At 38.7% G+C, this 20,179-nt stretch carries 18 protein-coding genes and 2 pseudogenes; 10 read left to right on the top strand and 10 right to left on the bottom strand.

Annotation, left to right across the window (positions count from 1 at the left end):
* Positions 1-194, top strand: a pseudogene (locus CALSC_RS26340) (iron ABC transporter substrate-binding protein); the annotation flags it as partial.
* Between the two features lie 190 nt (positions 195-384).
* Here the strand turns inward: CALSC_RS26340 and CALSC_RS08130 are convergent.
* The 7 genes and pseudogenes from CALSC_RS08130 to CALSC_RS08095 form a co-directional block, all read right to left on the bottom strand.
* Positions 385-1,086 (bottom strand): ROK family protein, encoded by a 702-nt coding sequence (locus CALSC_RS08130; protein ID WP_088240866.1) that lies wholly within the window; start codon positions 1,084-1,086, stop codon positions 385-387.
* 294 nt (positions 1,087-1,380) lie between these two features.
* Positions 1,381-2,279: pseudogene (locus tag CALSC_RS08125) on the bottom strand (MBL fold metallo-hydrolase).
* 11 nt (positions 2,280-2,290) lie between these two features.
* Positions 2,291-2,674, bottom strand: coding sequence for an aspartate 1-decarboxylase (panD, locus tag CALSC_RS08120; protein ID WP_088240865.1), 384 nt, complete (start codon positions 2,672-2,674; stop codon positions 2,291-2,293).
* 138 nt (positions 2,675-2,812) lie between these two features.
* Entirely contained in the window at positions 2,813-3,325 is a 513-nt protein-coding gene (locus tag CALSC_RS08115) for an inorganic diphosphatase (protein WP_088240864.1), read from the bottom strand.
* 593 nt (positions 3,326-3,918) lie between these two features.
* Complete coding sequence (locus CALSC_RS08110; protein WP_088240863.1) at positions 3,919-4,101, bottom strand: hypothetical protein; 183 nt, start codon at positions 4,099-4,101, stop codon at positions 3,919-3,921.
* Positions 4,102-4,957: 856 nt separating this feature from the next.
* Positions 4,958-5,929: a DUF362 domain-containing protein gene (locus CALSC_RS08100; RefSeq protein WP_088240861.1), complete on the bottom strand. Its 972-nt coding sequence runs from the start codon at positions 5,927-5,929 to the stop codon at positions 4,958-4,960.
* Positions 5,930-6,051: 122 nt separating this feature from the next.
* The gene (locus tag CALSC_RS08095; RefSeq protein ID WP_088240860.1) at positions 6,052-7,485 is read right to left on the bottom strand and encodes an aspartate ammonia-lyase; all 1,434 of its coding nucleotides are present in this window, start codon (positions 7,483-7,485) and stop codon (positions 6,052-6,054) included.
* Between the two features lie 208 nt (positions 7,486-7,693).
* Between CALSC_RS08095 and pgsA the strand changes: the two genes are divergently transcribed.
* Entirely contained in the window at positions 7,694-8,224 is a 531-nt protein-coding gene (pgsA, locus tag CALSC_RS08090) for a CDP-diacylglycerol--glycerol-3-phosphate 3-phosphatidyltransferase (protein ID WP_088240859.1), read from the top strand.
* Between the two features lie 219 nt (positions 8,225-8,443).
* On the opposite strand, the gene CALSC_RS08085 is transcribed toward pgsA, so the two are convergent.
* On the bottom strand, positions 8,444-9,217 hold the full coding sequence (locus CALSC_RS08085; RefSeq protein WP_088240869.1) for an MlaE family ABC transporter permease: 774 nt from the start codon (positions 9,215-9,217) through the stop codon (positions 8,444-8,446).
* Positions 9,218-9,304: 87 nt separating this feature from the next.
* On the opposite strand from CALSC_RS08085, the gene CALSC_RS08080 reads away from it, so the two are divergent.
* From CALSC_RS08080 to CALSC_RS08070, 3 genes are all read left to right on the top strand, one after another.
* Positions 9,305-10,360: a D-alanine--D-alanine ligase family protein gene (locus CALSC_RS08080; protein ID WP_088240858.1), complete on the top strand. Its 1,056-nt coding sequence runs from the start codon at positions 9,305-9,307 to the stop codon at positions 10,358-10,360.
* Between the two features lie 436 nt (positions 10,361-10,796).
* The gene (locus CALSC_RS08075) at positions 10,797-11,447 is read left to right on the top strand and encodes a hypothetical protein (protein ID WP_088240857.1); all 651 of its coding nucleotides are present in this window, start codon (positions 10,797-10,799) and stop codon (positions 11,445-11,447) included.
* 267 nt (positions 11,448-11,714) lie between these two features.
* Positions 11,715-12,182: a DUF2996 domain-containing protein gene (locus tag CALSC_RS08070; protein ID WP_088240856.1), complete on the top strand. Its 468-nt coding sequence runs from the start codon at positions 11,715-11,717 to the stop codon at positions 12,180-12,182.
* On the opposite strand, the gene CALSC_RS08065 is transcribed toward CALSC_RS08070, so the two are convergent.
* Positions 12,179-12,697: a TM2 domain-containing protein gene (locus tag CALSC_RS08065; protein WP_088240855.1), complete on the bottom strand. Its 519-nt coding sequence runs from the start codon at positions 12,695-12,697 to the stop codon at positions 12,179-12,181. The two genes, CALSC_RS08070 and CALSC_RS08065, sit on opposite strands and share 4 nt — an antisense overlap.
* 300 nt (positions 12,698-12,997) lie before the next feature.
* Between CALSC_RS08065 and CALSC_RS08060 the strand changes: the two genes are divergently transcribed.
* Together CALSC_RS08060 and CALSC_RS08055 are read left to right on the top strand one after the other, a co-directional pair.
* Positions 12,998-13,870, top strand: a complete 873-nt coding sequence (locus CALSC_RS08060) for an S-methyl-5'-thioadenosine phosphorylase (RefSeq protein ID WP_088240854.1) — start codon at positions 12,998-13,000, stop codon at positions 13,868-13,870.
* Between the two features lie 798 nt (positions 13,871-14,668).
* Positions 14,669-14,893, top strand: coding sequence for a DUF4327 family protein (locus tag CALSC_RS08055; protein ID WP_088240853.1), 225 nt, complete (start codon positions 14,669-14,671; stop codon positions 14,891-14,893).
* A 228-nt stretch (positions 14,894-15,121) separates the two neighbouring features.
* On the opposite strand, the gene CALSC_RS08050 is transcribed toward CALSC_RS08055, so the two are convergent.
* Complete coding sequence (locus CALSC_RS08050) at positions 15,122-15,400, bottom strand: hypothetical protein (RefSeq protein ID WP_088240852.1); 279 nt, start codon at positions 15,398-15,400, stop codon at positions 15,122-15,124.
* Positions 15,401-16,153: 753 nt separating this feature from the next.
* On the opposite strand from CALSC_RS08050, the gene ppsA reads away from it, so the two are divergent.
* The 3 genes from ppsA (at position 16,154) to CALSC_RS08035 (ending at position 20,111) form a co-directional block, all read left to right on the top strand.
* The gene (gene ppsA / locus CALSC_RS08045; RefSeq protein ID WP_088240851.1) at positions 16,154-18,601 is read left to right on the top strand and encodes a phosphoenolpyruvate synthase; all 2,448 of its coding nucleotides are present in this window, start codon (positions 16,154-16,156) and stop codon (positions 18,599-18,601) included.
* A gap of 148 nt (positions 18,602-18,749) precedes the next feature.
* Positions 18,750-19,280 carry a universal stress protein gene (locus tag CALSC_RS08040; RefSeq protein ID WP_088240868.1) on the top strand — a complete coding sequence of 177 codons (531 nt, stop codon included), beginning with the start codon at positions 18,750-18,752 and terminating at the stop codon, positions 19,278-19,280.
* 207 nt (positions 19,281-19,487) lie between these two features.
* Positions 19,488-20,111 (top strand): 4Fe-4S single cluster domain-containing protein, encoded by a 624-nt coding sequence (locus CALSC_RS08035; RefSeq protein WP_088240850.1) that lies wholly within the window; start codon positions 19,488-19,490, stop codon positions 20,109-20,111.
* The last annotated feature ends 68 nt before the right edge of the window (positions 20,112-20,179 follow it).

The raw sequence follows: 20,179 nt of genomic DNA, 5'->3' as shown, positions 1-20,179 counted from the left end.
TTATGTTGAGTGACAAGGCTCAAACTTATTTTGCGAGCAAAACTTTTGAATATCCCCTCATTTCCAGTGTCAATCCCCAAGGTAATCTCAAGTCTCTGAAAACAATTGCAAAGCAAGAGAAAACACTTGATTTAAGCAATCTTGATGACTTGGATGGAACTCTCAAATTAATACAAGAGGCGGGTGTTCTTTAACAGAAACTTCACTCTTAGAGGATAGAGATAAATAAAATACAAATCTGATTGTAATTTAATAAATCCAAGTTCCTTAGGAGTATGGGATAAATGGGAGTGAGTTGACAGCAGTCCTCTGACCAATGTGTGATAGCACGAGGTCAGAGGCTGTGGAAGAAACTCATATAATAAATCCAACTGCGTTGCAGTACTATTCCCGCCAGAGGTTAATTCCTCCCAACAAACCTGTAATGTTGGGAATTATCTTGACATTGGGTGGTAAATCAACATTGATTTTTTTCGCTTCTCCACCACCAATATACAGATAATCATAATTAAATAGATGATACAGGGATGCGATCGCTTTTCCTAACCGTTTATTCCATTTATTATGCCCCACCTGCTCTAAAGCAACCCTTCCTAGCTGCTCTTCATAACTCTCCCCCTTACGGAAGCGATGATGTCCCATTTCCAAATTTGGTAGTAATTTACCATCCACAAACAATGCCGAACCAAAACCAGTTCCCAAAGTTATTACCAGCTCCACACCCTTACCAGTAATTGCGCCCAAACCCTGCATATCAGCATCATTCACTACCCGTACAGGTCTTTTTAAGTTCTTTGATAGTGCCGTTGCTAAATCAAAACCAATCCAGTCAGGATGTAAATTGACAGCAGTTTCCACAGTTCCCTGTCTGACTACACCAGGGAAACCCACAGAGACTCGTTCATAATCACCCTGACTGGCGGTTAACTGTGTAATTACATCTAGCACTGGTTTGGGTTTAGGTGGTTTTGGTGTTTCTAAACGTTCCCGTTCAGTAATGGGATTGCCTTTTGTATCTAAGACTATAACTTTAATACCGCTTCCCCCTATATCCACTGATAGGGTACGCAGATTATTTTCTTCCATACTGTTTTCTCTTTCCCTATTATTTGGCGATCACTAAATAGGACTTACTTACGTGAAGTTATAAGCTTCTCGTCTTCCTAGGCACTTATTTTATTTGCGTAAGTCCCATTGAAGTATAAATTATACCAAACTCAGTTTGACTGCCTTTTTTCTCAACCAGCAGGGGAGTAGGGAGAGTGAAGCAAGTAGTTCAAGTCCAGAAATTGGGTAATTTATTTTTTGGTGTTCCCTAGGAAAATATATTTTGGCGGGAAAATTTGCACCACTGATATAAATAATATGTTGATTCACTTCTCAAGCAACATTTAAAACTAACTCTTCAGAGGCTAATATGACTTGAGGAAAACTGGATTTTATTTCCCCTTGGACTCGATCTAGAAAATCATCCCGATCATCAGGGTGGTGTTGGGAAATTACCAGTTGTTTAGCTCCTGCTTGTTGAGCTAGCTTCACAGCAGTTTGATAATTAAAATCCCCAGAATTAGACTTGTGAAATGTTGGTGGAGGATAAGAAGGATTCGTAATCAATAAATCTACACCTTGGATAAACTGTTTAATCCTTTCTTCCTCAGTTTCGTCTGCAAATTTATGTATATCCGTCACATAAGCAATACTATATTCTTGCCAATAGACTCGGTAGCCAATGGACTTTTGAATTTGATTAATTAATGCTGTGGAAATCTTTACATTATCTAATGTAACAGTATCACCAGCCATTAAGTTATGAAAATGTAATTCCGACTCCATCACCTGTAAAGGATAAGGAAAGTGTGGTTGCAACATTTGATCCCCTAAGCACTGTTTAATGGAAGCACTATTAGAAGCTGCTGCACCATATATATGAAAACGATTCCCAGGAATAAACGCAGGAGCAAAAAAGGGAACCCTTGGATGCGATTCGATTGCACGTTAGTAAAAAATAAATGTGCCTCAATTGGCTGTGGCAATTCTAGCAAGTTTTTACTCAACATCCGCAAACCAGTACCACCATCAAAAATTAAATGCTTCTCACCAACTTGCACCTCTACACAGGCGGTATTTCCTCCGTAACGTGTTGTGTAATTACATGAACTAGGGATTAAACCACGTACTCCCCAGAATCGCACCCAAAAATTTGCTTGGGGATGTTTTCCTTGAGAGCTGGAAGTTTCATCTGTAGAATTTGGAGATTGTGATAATTCAATATTTGACATGTTGATTGATACTAAACATTACCGAGCAGATCATCGTAATGACGCAATTCTAACAATCGGTTTTGTGCATCTACAATCACAACCTGGGGAGAGTAATTTTTTAACTCTTCCGGAGTGAACTGCCCGTAAGCCATTATAATCAAGCGATCTCCTGTAACGCCTAGGCGTGCTGCTGCCCCATTTAATTCAATTGCTCCGGAATCAGCCGGAGCCGGGATCACATAAGTAATCAGGCGCTCACCATTAGTAATATTAACTACTTGTACTTGCTCGTAAGGTAAAATATTTGCCTTTGATAATAAAGCTTGATCTATACTAATGCTGCCCACATAGTTGATATTTGCGGCTGTGAGGGTACAATTATGAATTTTTGCTAAAAGGAGCGTACGCTGCATTGAGTTTAGGGATTATGAGGCAATTGAAACAATTAAAATAGTTAATTATATAGTTTTTTAGTTGAAAATGGTTAATTGCTAATTTGTAATCCAGGAATGGGCAGATTAATTGCCCATTACCCACTATCCTATTAGTTATTAGCCTTTAGCTGCTAAGATGCATTTGTCAACTAGGGGTTTGACAAGCTCCACACTTTTCCAACCCAGAATTTCTGTCACTTTCTTCTCTAAATTTTTATAAGAACGGAAAAACTCAGCAATTTCCTCTAATCGGTGCGGAGCAACATCATCTAATGATTTGACCTGAGCATAACGAGGATCTTTATCAGGAACACAAAGTATTTTTTCATCGCGATCGCCACCATCAATCATCTCTAACATGCCGATTGGTCTTGCTGCAATTATACATCCTGGGAATGTGGGTTCGTCTATTAATACCATTCCATCCAGTGGATCTCCATCATCAGCCAATGTATTGGGTATAAAGCCATAGTCATAAGGATACTTTACAGAAGAATAAAGTACCCTATCTAGGGCAAAAGCCTCTAGTTCCTTGTCATATTCGTATTTATTTTTGCTTCCACCTGTAATTTCAATCAAAACGTTCACAATACCTGGCTTGGGCTCGGCAGGAATACGGGATAAGTCCACTAGACAACTCCTAAACTATTTATTAATCACGGGTAAATTCAGCTTTGCTACCCGTGTAGAATTTTAGGCTAAGATGTACTCCTTACCCAACAAGCTCCTAAAATAGGGTCTGCTGAATAACTGAAAAATATTGATTTATCAATGCTTTGAGGCTATTTTATTGAGGAAGGGCGTGCAAGGAAATTAGGATTTTAGGTTTAGAATCCTTGCATCTGTTATTTTTTCTGACAAAAAGAATAGAAATAAAGAGGCTGGAACTACTCCCAATTCTCAACTCTCTACTCCCTACCCCCACAATCATGACTTTTTCAGCAAGCCTGAAAATAATCGCAGTGCTTACCACTTGTCTGATGGATAAGCACTGCAATCACAACGCCCTGAGAAGTCAGGTTTATTTTGAGTTTTAATGTCTTCTTCGGGGTGCTACCCCTCAAACTAACCTGTTAAGTTAATGTGTTGAGATAATTTTCTAGTTCTTTATAACTAGAGGATTATTGATGAAATGCATATACTAAAATTTAGGTCAAAATTTTGTAAAGTCATCTCCAAGCACCCTCAATCGTGAAATGCTATTTGCCAACTTTTATTAATTTTCACTTGTTTTGCATATTATATGTCACTGGTTGGGGTTGATTGGGAAGATTGCTGGAAGAATAGTTAGCAATGACAAACACTGGTAGAGTGAGAGTCAAGAAAGCAATCATAGTTCCCACAATGTCTGCCAAAGGATGGGAATACGTATCGGTTGAATTGGCAGACTGACTGTTAGCGTCCATATAAAATTAAAATTCTTCGCAATTTATTAGTTGGTTTTCTCTCAGGTTTGAGAGTGATATTTATATTTTAGCTACTTTTGAAGCAGAAAGTATTAATTAGTTAAAAACGTTAATCTATTTTTAAACTGCGATCGCGTTTTTTTATATTTACAGCTATTAAAGCAAATCTTTGCGGTAACTAAATATAATCGCTCTCATAAACTATGTTGTCCTATGCTGTTCGATGCATATGTTATATGTGAATTTTATATAGTCAATTACTGAAGCATTAAAAGTTACATCTTTCTATAATCATGTATATTGACTCTGAAATTACAGCAGAAAAATATTTACTTATAAATACCTAATAAAATACCTACTTATACTACTGCTACTATCATGAGATAATATAGGTGGATGGCTAATAATCAATCTATCAAGGACTTTTGGCTTAAGTAAGGTCAATTTATCCAAGTATTTCATATGTTATGTATCACACTATTAGTTTTATTTGTTCCTAAAAAAATAATCCTGTATTAGTACAGATAAATACTAGAAAAGGAAAAACATATCAGTGTTTTTACGATTATTACCAATAGGAAGTAATATTTATGCTTGCTAGAAAACATGATTTCTTTTATTTCTGTCAATCTATAAATAGATAGATAAAAAAATAGTCATGATTACTGATGCCAAAATTTTTTGCCACAGAAAAAAGGGAAGGGAACGTTTTAGTATTAATCAATATATCAAAAAAACCGCCACTAAATAGGGCGGTTTGGTTAAGCAATCGGAGGGTATTTACAGAGTATTCTACTAATTTGCTAATTGTTGTAGCTAAATTGGCACTTGTTTGGAAATTTAGCAATAATAATCACTAACTTCTACCATAAGCGCCCATTGGTTCTTTGATAAAACGGATGTAAAAATGCTTAAAAGTAGACTTAATTACTCTCGGCATTCCAAAGTCAATGGGAATCAATTTATCTGGTAACTGCCAATCATTTATTTGCAATGCTTCCGGATGCAAATGGGGAAAATGAATTTCTGTTAATTCATCGACTAAACCTAATCGCAATGATGCAGCCACAGTAGGTATATCTTGAGGGGGAACATTGAGAATTTTTGCTACAGCTCTATCTAAAGCAAAGACATCTGTAGATGCTCCTAAGATACCCAACATACGAGGTTCTCCCTCACTTGGGCCATTACCCTGATGACCAATAATGCCGTCTATAATGGTTAAATTGGGGTTAATTGCTCTAGCGGTTTCTACTAACATTTCCCCAAATCGACTGACATCTTTCCCGGCTTCCATATGCCACCAAGCCTTCATTTTTCCGGGGACGCAGCCAAATAAATTTTTTGCCCCCAAGGTAAGTACTAGTTGAGAGTGGGATTTAACTTTGGGTAAATTAATCACCACATCTGCTTCCATTGCTTCCTTGGATAACAGTAAATGGTTAAAACCTTGATTAACTGTTTGGTAACGCTGACCTTGAAATTCAATAATAGGAAGATTAAGCTCGTCTAAAAGCTGTTGATAACCACTAGCAATTGCCACTCCTTTGGCGCTACCAAATGCTGGGCTATCACCTAAAAATGGCTTTCCACCAACTTCTAGTACCATTTGAGCAATGACATAAACCAGTTCTGGACGAGTTGTGCATTCTTTACCAGGACGAGCTCCTGTAAGTAAATTAGGCTTTAACAAAACTCTTTGTCCTGGTTTGACAAATGCTGCTATACCTCCAAGGGGCTCTAACAGGGCGATAATAGATGCTTTTAACGCCTCTCGTTCGTAGGTATTTGCCCGAATAAAACTGACAGATGGTGCTTGAGTTTGCATTGATTTAGTCTCACATCCAAGGTATTGTCAATACCTTAACTTAATTACAACTGAGCAACAGATTTTTGTCATGGCTGAAAGCAAGTACAAGGAAAATGAATGATTGAATTTCTTTCCCTCCTTCACTCTTGCTCTCCTCCTAACAGGGGTAAGATTTGGCTCATTTGCTCTAAGTTGAGGACTTGAGCTAATTCTGCATCACTCATCAAACCTTTTTCTAGGACAATCTGTCGTAATGATTTACCTGTTTCTAAAGATTCCTTTGCCACAGCTGCAGCATTCAAGTAACCTATGTGGGTATTTAATGCAGTGACTAGGGCTAAACTACCTTCAGCGTAAGCCAAACAACGCTCCTGATTAGCAATAATCCCTTGAATGCAGCGTTCTGTCAGCACAGAAATTGTATTACCGAGAATTTCAATACTATGAATTAGGTTGTAGGCAATTAGGGGCATCATTACATTTAATTCTAATTGTCCTGCTTGTGCTGCTAGAGCGATCACATTATCATAACCCATAACCTGAAAACAAACCATTGATGTCATTTCTGCCATGACTGGGTTATATTTACCAGGCATAATGGAGGAACCTGGTTGTACAGGAGGTAATTGAATTTCCTTCAATCCTGTTTTGGGACCAGAATCCATTAGTCTCAAATCGTGAGAGATTTTGACTAAATCTTGAGCTAAGTTGCGTAAAGCACCAGAGACATTAACAAAGGGTGCCATACTCTGCATTGATGCCATGGGATGGAGGGCTGGTTGTAAGGGTAAATTCATCAGCTCTGATAGTATTTCTACCACGCGGGCACGATACTGGGGATGGGTGTTCAACCCCGTACCAGCAGCACTACCACCTAATCCCAAGACCATTAAATCTCCACTGGCGGTATATATACGGTTATGATGTTCCTTGAGAATTTGCGCCCAAGCCCGAAAATTTTCACCCAAGCGCACAGGAACTGCATCTTGGAGGTGGGTTCTACCGGATTTGACAATATTTTGAAATTCTGTGGCTTTTGCTTCTAATACTTCTATGGCTTGTTCTAAAGCTGGATGGAGGGTGTGGGATAGGGCGAGTAAGCCCCCAATGCGAATTGCGGAGGGGATCACATCATTGGTAGATTGACCATAGTTGACGTGGTCATTGGGATTGACATGTTTATAGTTACCTTTTTCATCTCCGAGAATTTCTAAGGCACGATTGGCTAGTACTTCATTCATATTCATGTGGTGAGAAGTACCTGCCCCTGCTTGATACACATCTACCACAAATTGCTCACGGAAATTCCCCTGTAATACTTCATCCGCAGCTTGTACAATTGCTTGACTGACTTCTGGGGGGATGCAATCCAGTTCTCCGTTGACAATGGCTGTAGCTTTTTTAATTAAAATACCTGCATCTATATATGTAGATAGAGGTTTAATACCGCTAATGGGAAAATTTTCTATTGCTCGTAGGGTTTGAATACCATAATAAGCATGATCGGGGATTTGGCGATCGCCCATTGAATCACGTTCTATTCTATATTGGGGGGAATCTGTTTGTTGAGTCATACTGTTATTTGGACAATCTCAGACAACAGATCATCCCATGAGTAGGGAAAAGGGGAAAGGGAGGGGAGGAGTGAGGGAGTGAGGGAGTGAGAGAGTGGAGGAGTGAAAGAGTGGAGGAGTGAAAGAGTGAAAGACTTTAAACTATCAACTACCAACCATCAACTATCAACTAACAACTAACAACTATCAACTACCAACCTAAAATTGAATGACTATACCAAATTGGATTACTTTTTCTCGATTATTGGGAATACCATTTCTTTTATATGGTTTGTACAATCCTACAATCCAAACAAGATGGATTTGCTTGGTGATTTTTCTGATTGCGGCTGGTACTGACTGGTTAGATGGTTATTTAGCCAGAAAACTCAATCAAATTAGTGAATTAGGTAAATTTCTAGATCCACTGGTGGACAAATTGCTAGTTTTAGCACCGTTAATAGCATTGGTGGAACTAGGGGAAATACCAGCTTGGGGAGTGTTTGTGATTTTAGCACGGGAGTTAGCGATCGCAGGTTGGCGGGTGAATCAAACTACCATTACAGGGGCAAATATTTGGGGTAAACTCAAAACTGTTAGTCAAATAATCGCGATCGCACTTTTAATTGCACCATTATCTGAATTATGGAACATCCCTACCCTGATAGCGTTCTGGATTTCAGTCATCCTCACCATCATTTCTGGAGTCCTTTACCTATTACCAGCAGATAGAGAACAAGAGTTAGACAGCAATAATTAGGGTCTGCTGAATAACTTAAAAATGTTGATTTATCAATACTTTGAGGCTATTTTCTTGGGGAGGGGCGTGCAAGAAAATTAGGATTTTAGGTTTAAAATCCTTGCATCTGTTATTTTTTCTGGCAAAAATAATATAAATAAAGAGGCTGGAACTACTCCCCACTCCCTACTCCCTACCCTCACCAAAATACTTTTTCAGCAAGCCCTAATTAAGGACTTTTCATACAATTGGCTGCTCAAAGATTGCTATAGATATGAGCAGATCTAGGATAAAGATAGCCACCCAAGTATTAACTACTGCTGCTGTAGCTGACTTCCCCACTTCTTTCACTCCTCGGGTAGTTGTTAATCCCCAACTACAGCCAATAATTGCAATCAGAGCCCCAAAAATCAAACCTTTTAACAACACAACTAATAAATCTGATACGGCTAAAAAACTCCTCACCGATTCCAAAAATACTTCTGGAGCCATATTGTAAAAATAGGCAGCCGCGACTAAACCACCAAATATTCCCACAACTAATGCCAAAATATTGACTACTGGTAACATCAAACAACAAGCAATCATGCGAGGAAGCACCAGATAATCAATCGGATCAGTTTTGAGAATATATAAAGCGTCTATTTGTTCTGTTACTTGCATTGCACCAATTTCCGCAGCAAAGGCAGAACCTACTTGTCCAGCCAGAATACTAGCTGTTAAAATCGGAGCTAGTTCCCGACAAAAAGCTAAGGCAAAAGCACCACCTACAGCACTGACTGCATCAAATCTAGCCAGCTCTCTCGCTGTTTGAATGGTAAAAATCATCCCCCCAAACAAATTTACAAGTAGTACTGGATACATAGAACCAGGACCAACTGTAATCATATGTTCTAAAATTTGTCGATAATTGGTTTTACCCTGTATAAAGTGCAGACAGGCTTGACCTAGGAGTAGTACAGCTGCACAACAGCGCATAATCCATGATGTCTGTAAATCTTTTTGTGGTTGCAATATTTTGTCTTCTTCATGAAACAATATAGCAATTTTTACAGGTTGTGGTAGGCTAGCTGCATCTTCAGAGCAACAGAGGTATTGGTAATGACAAAGCTGCGGGTAGGATTACTATTTGGTGGATGTTCCGGAGAACATGAAGTTTCTATAACTTCGGCACAAGCGATCGCTAAGGCTTTGAGTACGGGTGAAAATAATCATAAATACCACATACAACCTTTCTATATTCAAAAAGATGGTATTTGGCAAGCTGAAGAAGTTGCTCAACAAGTTTTGGACTCTGGTGTCCCTTTGCCAACATCCCAACTATCTAAACCCCAGCTATGGCAATTTCCACCAACTGTATCAGAGATTGAGGTTTGGTTCCCCATCCTTCATGGTCCCAATGGAGAAGATGGTACTATTCAAGGATTACTGACTTTAATGCAAGTTCCTTTTGTTGGTTCTGGGGTTTTAGGTTCGGCTGTAGGGATGGATAAAATTGGTATGAAAACAGCCTTTGCTCAAGCGAACCTACCACAAGTGCAATATATGACCGTGACGCGATCGCAAGTTTGGTCCAATCCTTGTATTTTTCCTAAATTATGTGACGAAATTGATACAACTTTAGGATATCCCTGTTTTGTCAAACCGGCTAATTTGGGATCGTCGGTGGGTATTGCCAAAGTCCGCACTCGTCAAGAGCTAGAATCTGCTTTGGATAATGCTGCCAGCTATGATCGTCGGATTATTATTGAAGCTGGAGTTGTAGCACGAGAAGTTGAATGTGCTGTTTTAGGGAACGATCAACCCAAGGCTTCTGTCGTCGGTGAAATCACTTATGACAGCGATTTTTATGACTATGAAACAAAATATACTAGCGGTAGGGCAGAGCTAATTATTCCTGCACAGCTCAATGATGCCGTCACCAAGCAAATTCAGGAAATGGCTATACAGGCTTTTGCTGCGGTGGATGGAGCCGGATTAGCAAGGGTAGATTTTTTCTATGTAGAAGCTACTGGAGAGGTGTTAATCAATGAAATCAATACCTTCCCCGGTTTTACTGCTACTAGCATGTATCCCCAACTATGGGCATATAGTGGAGTTCCTTTTCCTGATTTAGTAGATACATTAATTCAACTGGCTTTAGAGACTTCCAAATAAAAAAATAATTAATCGTTATGAATGCAGGGAGCATGGAGCAGGGAGCAGGAGGAGGGAAAGTCATAGATCAGTAAATACAGGCAAATAGTTTGTTTTGCTTGTATAGAAGTGTTTAAGTAATTAGTGGTCAAAAAGTATATTATTTATCTTTTCTATTTTTGTCCTGAAGTTGCGACTATCATAGTAAAACTGTAAAAAAATACTAAAATATGATGTTGATTACGGATATGCGAATAGGAACTTGTCCAGTACAATCAAATACATTTAGCTATCCAAGTCGGGAGAGACGCACGCCTGACTTAAAACTGCGGTAGTGGGAAACAATTGGAGTACCACTAACGAATTCCTGGAAGGAGTAATCCCCCAGAAGTCTACACTTACTCGAACATAGGTGTAGGAGCGTCACCAGTAAATAGTACAAATCTGAAGATTCATCATGGAACATAATCAGAGTGTACAGAGCCAGTCATTGCAACAAAAGGTTTATGGAGCCAAGTTGCGTCAAAACCTCGAAAATCAAGAAAGCTGGGATACTCTGAAACGTATTTATCATAATTATCATTGGCTGTTTTTATTTAGCTTGCTATTTATTTTTCTTGGCAGTTCCGCGATCGCTCTCTATAGTTTAGGTTATGTGGCAACCGGCAAACGTAAACAGCCAGAAACTTTGCAAGTAGAGGTTGTCAAACCAATTTCTACGAAAAATGAACGGGAAAACCGTATACCCATGTGGTCGGTAGTGGCAATTGCTGTTAGCTGTGCTAGTGGATGCTTGATAGTTCTCCGTTTTCTCAACCGTCCAAATTACCAACCTAAATCAAAAAAACGGGTGCGGAGTCATCGCCGTCAACGCACACTCCATCAGAACCATCAGCGTCCATCTAAAAAGTTACAACCTTTATTGACAACAACTTCTTTGCAGAAGAAAAAAAGTGGTTATCAGCTTGTGAACAGTCCTGCGGTGATGACGATGATTCCCCCAAAATCAAAACTCACCACCATCCCGAACCAACAGCCAGTAGCAAGTATGGTGAGTATGCCTGCCAAAAATCCTTTGCCACCACTGTTAAAACCCAGAGTAAATTGACAGCTCTCTTTATTAAGATTATTAAATTGTAATTAATTTTTGTAACAGGAATTGCAACTCTGGGGTAAAGTTTGGTAATTTTTCCTTTTTCCTCCAGGGAAAATTCTCTTGGTTAAGCCTATGCCTATAAATAATTGATTAAGAGCAATTACTTTGTTGCTCCTATAATTAAAGTGAATAATACCCGAGGGTGAGCGATCGTCCTATAGCATCTCCGCTCTTTGAATCGCTCTTCCAGCTAGACAAAGGATAAACCAAACCTAAGCCATGGCAGAAGAAACTAGTAAGAATAAAGCTGGAGAAGCAGCTAAAGATGAAGGTAAGACAGCAAAAGCGAAAGCAGCCAAAAAGGAAAAACCACCAGCTATAGAAAATAAGCCATTTGCAGAGTTTGTACAGCAACATTATTTACCTGCTGTACAAAAAGCGATCGCTGATGAAGGCATATCGGATCTAGAATTGTCTTTTGTCAAGCAAAAGTTACCTGTCAAGGGGATGGAACAGCTGGATGATTGTTGGCAAGTAGTTGGTAGTTTTGCCCAGGGGAAGCGCCAATTTAACATTTATTTCCCTGATGAAAATATTAAAGGGAAAAAAGCATTCTCTTGTAACGAAGGCAACCAACCCAGTACTTTAGAATCATTCCTGATTGACGAGCGCAAAGTGACCCTGGATATTCTCATTTGGGGATTGACACAGCGTTTAAATAGTCAAAAATGGCTGGGTAGAAATTAACCAAGTTCATGAAAATGGTAAGTGACGGCTCCGGTAACGGGGTCGTTATCTATTCTGACGTAACCTGATTTCAACATTTCCTTAAAAGCAGTTTCCACTTCTGCAAAACTAGCACCCGTAGCCTTAACCCCTTGGGTGACATTCAGTATTCCCTCCCTTAACTCTGCGGCTTCAATTAACTTGACTATCAATTTATCCTTGGTAGGATGGTAAACTTCCGAAGCTACCACAGGTTGATGAGTTGGTACACCCAAGGGAGAAACACCCGCTTTTAACCGTAATCTGTTCTCCTGCTCTTCTACCATCTGAGGAATAAAAAACAGATCTAAGAACTGTCCGAAACCAAGTATTCCACCAGTAAACAGCCACAATAAACCTGTAACAATTTTACCATTATATAAACGGTGTAGTCCCGCTAAGCCAAAGAACCAGGCCGCACTTAACATGTAAGAGACTAAAAGACGATCTTGATGTTCTTTGCTAATTGTATTTTCAGTCTTGATTTCTTTTTTCATCCCTCGGACTCAAGTTTTATATATTGTCTAATATTACTTATAGTGGGTAGTCGCAATTTCAATCAATTGACAAATGAGAGATTAGATGCTGCATGACAGTCCTTTTGATTGTCAAAGCTTAACTATACAATGAGTTAAACAAATCATCGATTGCATCCGTTTTACAAATAGTGCTACTTAAATTCTACCAATCCAGATTGATAGTGTGGGGTTAAAAGTGATAAAGAGTAACCGAGAGATGAAATGTCACATTTCCCAGTAAAATAACTGGGCATTGCAAATACAAACAGGTAAAGTAGAATGGCTGAAGCTCGTATCGGGATTATTGGTGGTAGTGGTCTATACAAAATGGATGCTCTACAAAATGTCCGGGAAGTAGAAATCCCAACTCCTTTTGGTTCCCCTTCCGATGCTTTAATTTTGGGAACACTTGAGAATACACCTGTAGTTTTTTTAGCACGACATGGCCGCAATCATACTTTTTTGCCTTCCGAATTACCATTTCGTGCCAACATTTATGCCATGAAACAGTTGGGGGTGGAGTATTTAATCTCTGCAAGTGCGGTGGGTTCTTTAAAAGCGGAAGCTAAGCCCCTGGATATGGTGATTCCTGATCAATTTATTGACAGAACTAAAAATCGCATTTCTACATTTTTTGGCGATGGGATTGCGGCTCATATTACCTTTGGAGACCCAATTTGTCATAATTTAGCTGGAGTCTTAGCAGATGCGATTGCAGCTTTGAATTTACCCGATGTGACTTACCATCGTGGGGGAACCTATGTTTGTATGGAAGGGCCTGCATTTTCTACCAAAGCAGAATCAAATATGTATCGCAGTTTGGATGCAACGGTAATTGGCATGACTAATGTACCAGAAGCAAAGTTGGCTAGGGAAGCAGAAATTGCCTATGCCACTTTAGCATTGGTAACAGATTATGATTGTTGGCATCCAGAACATGATAATGTCACAGTCGATATGGTTGTTGCTAATTTACAGCGCAATGCAGTAAATGCTCAAAAGGTAATTCAAGAAACTGTCAAGCGTTTGAGCAACAACCCCCCCTATAGCGATGCTCATTCAGCATTGAAATACGCAATTTTAACTCCCTTGGACAAAGTACCAGCAGCTACTAAGGAAAAAATGGGGATATTACTGCAAAAATACTTGTAAATTCAGATCGGGGAATTTGAATATTTAAATAGGGATGGTGATTTTGAAAATAATAATCACTTATCTCATGTTTCATACTTTGCGATTTTTGTCAATGTTGTAAATCCTAAAAATATTGAAGATATTTGAAGGAAGTTAGTAATATTGTTAGCCTTTTTACCTTTACCTTTTCCCGTAAAGGCTCCCAAGATATTTTCTAGGCTTTTAATGTTCATTACAGGCATTTTATGCCTGTATAAACTCTACTTTTTCCCCATAAATGATATTGACTTATCGAGTGTTTCTACTCATCAAAACATACTAGCTAATATTTTTTTGATACATAAAATATATTGATTTCATCAATCAGAAAGTAATTTCCGTATAATTTGTTATTTAAAAAATGTCTATCTTTTAACTAAAAAAATATAACAAAGTATTATATTTTACGACTAATTAAGTGATATAAAATATGATTGCTTGTTATACTGTTACTTGATAGAATTGCTATTCTGTGTGCCAACATCAAAACATTAGCTTCCCAAATCACTTGCAAGATAGGTTTGCCAAGCACTAGATGTCAATCTGTTCTAGCAAAGACGAGTACCTGTGTTCTACCATCTGAACATGGTTAATTGAATTAACAGCTATCAGCAGGATGTATACTAGTTAGCTTTGGTAAAAAGACTCTGTTAGTAAGTGTTATTATGAATACTTCTCATCTTCACTATTTATTCATGATTTGTTAATAAAATGAAGATAGGGGTTAAAGGTTGATTGTGTAGCATTTTTATTTAAAAAAAAATTACGAGGTGAATCATGGTGAATACTGCCGTTAAATATGACATTGAAGTGATTAGAGATGAAGCACGTCAACTAGTGAAAAAAGGACTGATTAACCCTAATCAACCAATCTATGCTCTTTGCAAATACATTCCTGGTCGTGAATGGGTGTGTGTCGAAGTAGAATTAGAAAGAAACGAATTTTTACTGAGAGACCACATTATCGATTTGTTGGGTAGTGAGGAGTGGTCAGAAGATTAACCTTGAATTTAGTTGATGCAAATATTTTGCGATCGCGGGGAATAAAATTGAGATAATTAACATACCTAACTATCTATAATTGACAAACATCAAATTCAATTCATTTCAGTGGGCTGAAATTGATTACTAAATTCAAAATTGAAACCTGCAATAAAAAAACCTCGAATATTTTCGGGGTTTTTTTATGGGTGAATTTAAATTATTTTATATATTCAACTTTATAATCTCTTATGGGGATGCATGAATCAATTCAGATAAATCTTCAACTCCATCAACTCCAATCCATTCTCTTGGAGAAGGCTGGTGGACACTGGGTAAATTCGTCTGATTTTTATCAGGTGTCTCCTGATTTGTAGAGGTGGGTTCGGGAAACAAATTAGTTAATGGAATAGTTTTCCTCTCAGTTAATACAGGCATTTCTTGCCAACAATGACGACAAAACCAATAACTACCAGAACTACGTACATGTCGTAAAAGGGTGTGAGAGCAGCAAGGACAGTCATTCATAATTATTTAAAACCTCATTCTAATTTTTTTGATCCCGAACTTATTGAATTTATTTATTTAGCTAATAAATAGGTCATATAAATCTAGTTTCCAGGCATATTACTGCTACAGTTTTTTTCCTTTTTACTTCAACTCAAGGATAGATGGCAATTGTGAGAATGTCGTGAGTAAAGCCTGACATTTGCAATCATTTGTCATAATTCTCAATTCTTTTTAGTTAAAAAGTCTTAATATTGGCAGTTGTCATTAGATATATAGTCTGGAACTTATGAAAATAGTGATAATCATAGGAAATTACTTACCTTTCCCAACAGCAGCTATTGATTTTGTCACCACAATAGGGAGTAGGGAGTAGGGAAAGAGGAAAAATACCCTACTCCCGGATGGTTTGTTCGCGTTAGCAAAGCGTCTCCTGAAAGGAGATAGCGTGTCCGGTAGGACATAGCCCCCGGATTTATTCGTGGAAAGTTAAGAAAATTTGGGTGGAGAGGCTCAAGCTCGACAGACAAAATGTCAACATTAAATCCCCTACTTTTAAGTATGGGGTACCCCTACTCCCACATCCCTACTCCCTACTCCCTCGTTAAAGCATCCTCACAAAATCCTCAAATTAATTTACGATAAATAATAAGTATAGAAATGATGTTAGAAAAGGGTATTAAATAAGGAAAAAAAGGAAAAATTGTAAACGTCTATCGTTGTATAAAGCTAACGTGAATGTCCATTATTTCACTTCTGTAATCAGGAAAAAATATGCTGAAACCAATGGTCAATCAACAAACCCCTCAGAAAGTTTTTCCCGAAAATGCTCTGGTATTACCTTTTACTCAAGTAGGAATTGCAGATATTCCTCTAGTCGGTGGAAAGAATGCTTCTTTGGGAGAAATGATTCAACAACTCACATCCAAAGAAGTCAAAGTTCCCAATGGATTTGCGACTACAGCCTATGCTTATCGCGAGTTTATCCAAAAAGCTGGATTAGAAACTAAGTTACGGAAAATTTTTGCCAATCTGAATGTGGAGGATGTGGATAATCTGCATCAATGTGGTAAACAAGCTCGATATTTGATGTTACAAACTCCCTTTCCGCCAGAATTACAACAGGCGATCGCTACCGCCTATGGGCAATTATGTCAAGAATATGGTGCGGATACAGATGTAGCGGTGCGTTCCAGCGCAACAGCAGAAGACTTACCAGATGCAAGTTTTGCCGGACAACAAGAAACTTACCTGAATGTCTACGGGATATCAGCAGTACTAGATGCTTGTCACAAATGCTTTGCATCAATTTTTACGGATAGAGCCATTTCCTATCGACAAATCAGAGGTTTTGACCATTTCAATATTGCCCTTTCAGTAGGGGTGCAAAAAATGGTGCGTTCTGATTTAGCGGCTTCTGGGGTGATGTTCTCCATTGATACTGAAACTGGTTTTAAAGATACAGCATTAATAACCGCAGCCTATGGCTTAGGGGAAAATGTGGTTCAGGGATCGGTAAATCCAGATGAATATTTAGTATTTAAACCAACTTTAGAGCAAGAATATCGGCCAATTTTAGCCAAGCGTTTGGGTACTAAGGAAATTAAAATGGTTTATGACCAAGGTGGTTCTAAACTCACCAAAAATGTTCCGGTATCAGAAAAGAAACGTCAGCAATTTGCCCTGAATGATAATGAAATATTACAGTTAGGAAAATGGGCAAAGTTAATTGAACAACATTACTCCCAAGTTCATGGTACCCATACTCCCATGGATATTGAATGGGCAAAAGATGGTATCACTAATGAATTATTTATTGTCCAAGCACGCCCAGAAACCGTCCAGTCACAAAAGGTAAATAATGTTCTCCGTACCTATCGTTTACAAGAACAGGGTGAGGTAATTATCGAAGGTCGCAGTGTGGGTGAAATGATTGGACAAGGTAGAGCTAGAACTATCCTGGATATCCAGCAGATAAATCTGTTTCAGCTAGGGGAAGTATTAGTTACAAATCGCACCGATCCAGATTGGGAACCAATCATGAAAAAAGCCAGTGCGATCGTGACTAACCAAGGAGGAAGAACCTGTCATGCAGCAATCATTGCTCGGGAAATGGGTATTCCTGCCATAGTGGGTAGTGAAAATGCTACTACTGTTATTGCTAGTGGTGAAGAAGTGACGATTTCCTGTGCAGAGGGGGAAACAGGAAAAGTTTATCGGGGTTTATTACCCTATGAAGTGGAGAATATACCCTTAGATGAATTACCCCAGACGCATACCAAAATTATGATGAATGTGGGTAATCCAGAGACAGCATTTGGTTATGCGGCGATTCCCAATGATGGGGTAGGATTAGCCCGGATGGAATTTATTATTGCGAATCAGATTAAAGTCCACCCCTTGGCATTGATTCATTTTGACAAGTTAGAAGATGAATTTGTCAAACATCAAATACAAGAATTAACAGCTAAATATACGGATAAACGGGAATTTTTCATTGATCAACTAGCACAAGGTATGGGTACCATTGCCGCAGCTTTTTATCCTAAGCCTGTAATAGTTCGTCTCAGTGATTTTAAGAGTAATGAATATGCCAATCTCCTCGGTGGTAAAGATTTTGAGCCGAAAGAAGAAAACCCGATGATTGGTTGGCGTGGTGCTTCTCGCTACTACGATCCCCGTTATCAAGCCGGTTTTGCTTTGGAATGTCAAGCAATGAAAAGGGTCAGGGATGAAATGGGTTTAACCAACGTCATTTTAATGGTGCCATTTTGTCGTACCCCAGAAGAAGGAGAGCGGGTTTTAGCTGAGATGGCAAAAAATGGCTTGTTGAGGGGGGAAAACGGCTTGCAAGTATATGTCATGTGTGAGTTACCTAGTAATGTGCAACTCGCAGATGAATTTAGCCAAGTATTCGATGGCTTTTCTATCGGTTCCAATGATTTAACTCAGTTGACATTGGGATTGGATCGGGATTCTGAGTTTGTCGCCCATTTATTTGACGAACGCAACAACGCCGTGAAGAGAATGATCAGCAAAGCGATCGCTACTGTAAAGTTACACGGACGCAAAATAGGTATTTGTGGTCAAGCACCAAGCGACTACCCAGAGTTTGCCAGATTCTTAGTCACCCAAGGAATTGACTCTATTAGCCTGAATCCAGATTCTGTACTCAAGACACTATTGGAAGTCGCCGCTATGGAGGAGGAGGTACAGAAGTAAAGAGAGTCTGTTGTATAGATAGGGTAGATAAGATTATTCACATCGTGTCCAAATTTTTTGATAGTATCAATCCCCCAATTTATCTGTGGGAGTAATCCAAAATCAACAATGGATTATCTGTTTTGCAAAATCTCAAACTGCTCGCATTATGTTTAAAAAAATACTCGTTGCTATAGACAATTCTGATATTTCCCAATTAGTGATAAAAGAGGTTGAATCTTTGGCCTTAGCTATGGATGCAAGTGTAATGTTAGTGTATGTTCAAACTTCTTTTAATGAACAATATCTCAATCCCATACTTCTGCAACCAGACAGCTTTTACACTAATTTGCATACAGAAGCTATGCAAGACTACATGAAACAATGGGAAAACCTAAAACAAGAGAAAATAGATTGGTTGCGATCGCTCTCTCAAAAAATCAGTAATCATGGCATAAAAACTGAGTTTACCTTGAATTTTGGCGATCCCAGTCGCATGATTTGTGAACTTGCACAAAGCTGGAATGCGGACTTGATTATGTTGGGTCGTCGGGGTCATAGTGGATTGAGTGAATTATTCTTGGGCAGTGTTAGTAACTATGTATTACATCATGCCCCTTGTTCCGTACTCACAGTTCAACCCCAAGAAGTTACTACTAGTCCCGAATTGAAACAGCAAGAAAAATTTGAAGCTGTCTAATTAAAACTTGCAGTAGATATTGGTACATCAATAACCAAAACATCAAAATAAACATGCAAGATAAGATTATAGTCCAGCGATTTTATTGCCTTGAGAAATTCAAATGGCTCCCCACTTTGGAGGGGTAAAAGAAGATGGCGCTAATTTTTAGCGATGTGTATTCATACCATACAAGTAAAGTTTTGTCAAATTCAAGGAAGGAAAAACATGGAAAGAAAGGCAACCGACCGATTATTACCACTTATGGAAATCCCTGCTGGATACCTCAACATCATGGGTTATATTGATGAATCAGAGGTGAACGGTCCCGGTTGTCGTGCCGTTGTTTGGGTACAAGGTTGTCTGCGGGAATGTTCCAGCTGTTTTAATCCCGATTCTTGGTCATTTGAGATTAACCAATTAATTTCGGTAGAAAAATTGGCAGAAAAAATCCTCAGTAATCCCCGCAATCAGGGTGTAACATTTTCTGGTGGAGAACCATTTTGGCAAGCACCTGCGTTGGCATCTTTAGCTCGTAAGCTCAAAGCTGCTGGATTAAGTGTCATGTCCTTTACAGGTTTTACCTTGGAAAGATTACAATCTGAATATGCACCTGCTGGGGCGCAAGAATTAATTGACCAAGTGGATATTTTAATTGATGGACCATTTGTAGAGTCTCTTGCAATTAATGATCCCACCTCTCCTGTATCCTCCAGTAACCAACGAGTACGCATTTTTAACCCAGCCTTCCAGGATAAAATTACCTGGGCAAGTGACCAGACAGAAATTCATATATTTAAAGATGGTAGCCGGATTGTGACTGGTTATCGCGGTTGGATGGAGCAGCCTTAGGAGTTGACAGTTGAAAATTGAAGGTTAGGAATTTTTGATTTTTCCCTTCTAACTTGTGGGAAGCCACT

The organism is Calothrix rhizosoleniae SC01 (assembly GCF_900185595.1).
Classification (GTDB): Bacteria; Cyanobacteriota; Cyanobacteriia; order Cyanobacteriales; family Nostocaceae; genus Calothrix_A; species Calothrix_A rhizosoleniae.
This window is presented reverse-complemented; position numbering and strand designations above follow the sequence as displayed.